The organism is Prevotella amnii CRIS 21A-A, from assembly GCF_000177355.1.
In the GTDB taxonomy this organism is placed as follows: Bacteria; Bacteroidota; Bacteroidia; order Bacteroidales; family Bacteroidaceae; genus Prevotella; species Prevotella amnii.
Genome location: NZ_ADFQ01000057.1, coordinates 1 through 1,896, shown reverse-complemented (window position 1 = coordinate 1,896; position 1,896 = coordinate 1). Strand labels below are relative to the sequence as shown.

The following is a 1,896-nucleotide window of genomic DNA, read 5'->3' as shown; positions in this document are numbered from 1 at the left end:
TTATTCTCATTTTTTTAAGATTTTATTTCAGAACTTTGTTCTTGAGATGAGTTATCTGTGGTATTGCCTTTTGTTGTTGTGGGTTTTCTTTCTCCTGTAGAGCATCCACTTCCACATAGATGTAACGAATCTAACAAATCCTTCCAAAAGCCACCACCATGTATGTCGCTTAAGCCATCTGTGAGAACATCATTAGGACTAACGAGTTCTCTGAATTTAATTTTACTCATTAATAATAATATTTTTTTGCCATCTTTTAGCTTCCGGCATTGCTTCCTTTGAACAGTGAGGTCTGTTTTATAATCTTGTCGACTTGATTATTTCTGTTGCAAATATATTTGTATCTCCAAATTATATCGTTACACTTTTGTGTAATTCTGAATTTGTTGTCTGAAATATTACACAAAAGTGTAATCATGCTGCCTTGCAAAGTTCTCCATACTTGGAAAAGAATCCCTTGATACCTCTTTTGCTGGAACATACAGGAACGGTTTCGGATGTCAGGTAGTCGATGGATTTTCCTATTTGGCGTGTGCCAAATCCCAACACCTTCATTACTTTCAATAGTTTGCTGTCAATCTCTGCAATCATATAGCTGTACTTGTCCTCCACTATCGGCTTTACTGCTAATGCCATTAATCGCTTGAACAATGTCAATGTTGATATTCCCGAATCCTTTGCAACAGCAAAGCGTCCGATATGCCAAAAACTATATTTACTTTCCTGGTGAATAGCATTTAGTGGGTTTATCCCATATATTTTTTCGATAGGAAGAATCTTGTGTTTATCCCAATGAAAACTCCTGATGCAGCCAATTATATTCCCAAAGGGATCCCTTGCAATATAGATATGAGATTTGTTGTCATACAGATATTCCTCTTCCTCAAACACTGATTTGATGTCTTCATTTACTTCTTTCTCTGTAAATGAAGATAAGTGATGGGAGTAATTCTCCCTGACCACAAACTGTGCTATTTCCAACAGACTCGTTTTGTCTGCCATGAAAATATCGTAGTCCTTAAATGTTGCAATCTGTTTTTCCATAATGCTTTTTGTTTCTTGATTTATACGGCAAAAATACTTCTTATCCAAATATCACCTATTACACTTTTGTGTAATTTGGCATCTTTCTCTTCGTTTTTTACACTTTTGTGTAATCTTTTTACGGTATTCCGCATTAAAAATGTACTTTTGTAGTGAAATATATCAGAGAACCTTAGCACGTTTAGCATATATGACAGACATAAAAGATTTCTTTATAGCATCGAACACCGTGCGCAACGCACCTGACTATGATTCCAATATACTCTCTACGTTAGTGCAAACCATAGAGGCTTTTGCTCGTGTTACCTATCAGAGTGTTTACTTGATAGACTATTACAGGCAGGAATTTCTTTATGTGTCGGACAATCCTTTGTTTCTTTGTGGGCATACAGCAAAGGAAGTGAAGGAATTAGGCTACAGCTTTTACTTGGAGCATGTGCCGGAGGACGAACAAAAAATGCTTGTTGAACTAAACAGCAGTGGATTTAAGTTCTTTGATACTTTCGATAACGTTGATAAATACCAGTGCTCTATGTCCTATCACTTTCATTTGAATAGTGGAACAAAGAGGAAACTAATAAATCATCAACTTACTCCAATATTGTTGACCGATGAAGGTAAGATATGGATTGGTATGTGTGTTGTATCACTTTCTTCACATAAAACAGCGGGATATGTAGAGTTCCACAAAAGTGGATTAAGCAAATATTGGAAATATTCTTTTGAAGGACATAGATGGAAAGAGTGTGAGGGAGTTGTCCTAAAAGAAGAGGAACTTGATGTACTTAGATTATCAGCAGCTGGATTTACTATGAATGAAATAGCCGAGAGAATGTATCGTTCTTTAGATTC

General features: G+C 35.9%; 3 protein-coding genes. 1 reads left to right on the top strand and 2 read right to left on the bottom strand.

What is annotated here, in order from left to right; all coding sequences use genetic code 11:
* Nucleotides 1–14: 14 nt before the first annotated feature.
* Together HMPREF9018_RS05345 and HMPREF9018_RS05340 are read right to left on the bottom strand one after the other, a co-directional pair.
* A complete protein-coding gene (locus HMPREF9018_RS05345) occupies nt 15–230 on the bottom strand; it encodes a hypothetical protein (protein ID WP_008449078.1) in 216 nt (71 codons plus the stop codon).
* Nucleotides 231–414: 184 nt separating this feature from the next.
* A complete protein-coding gene (locus HMPREF9018_RS05340; RefSeq protein ID WP_008449073.1) occupies nt 415–1,044 on the bottom strand; it encodes a hypothetical protein in 630 nt (209 codons plus the stop codon).
* Nucleotides 1,045–1,234: 190 nt separating this feature from the next.
* On the opposite strand from HMPREF9018_RS05340, the gene HMPREF9018_RS05335 reads away from it, so the two are divergent.
* Nucleotides 1,235–1,896 (top strand): response regulator transcription factor (locus HMPREF9018_RS05335; protein ID WP_039864484.1); only part of this gene is annotated, 662 nt, incomplete at its 3' end.

What these genes read in the sequence shown, in the direction of transcription:
- HMPREF9018_RS05345 (WP_008449078.1), bottom strand. Translation starts at nt 230, where the DNA reads ATGAGTAAAATTAAATTCAGAGAACTCGTTAGTCCTAATGATGTTCTC.
- HMPREF9018_RS05340 (WP_008449073.1), bottom strand. Translation starts at nt 1,044, where the DNA reads ATGGAAAAACAGATTGCAACATTTAAGGACTACGATATTTTCATGGCA.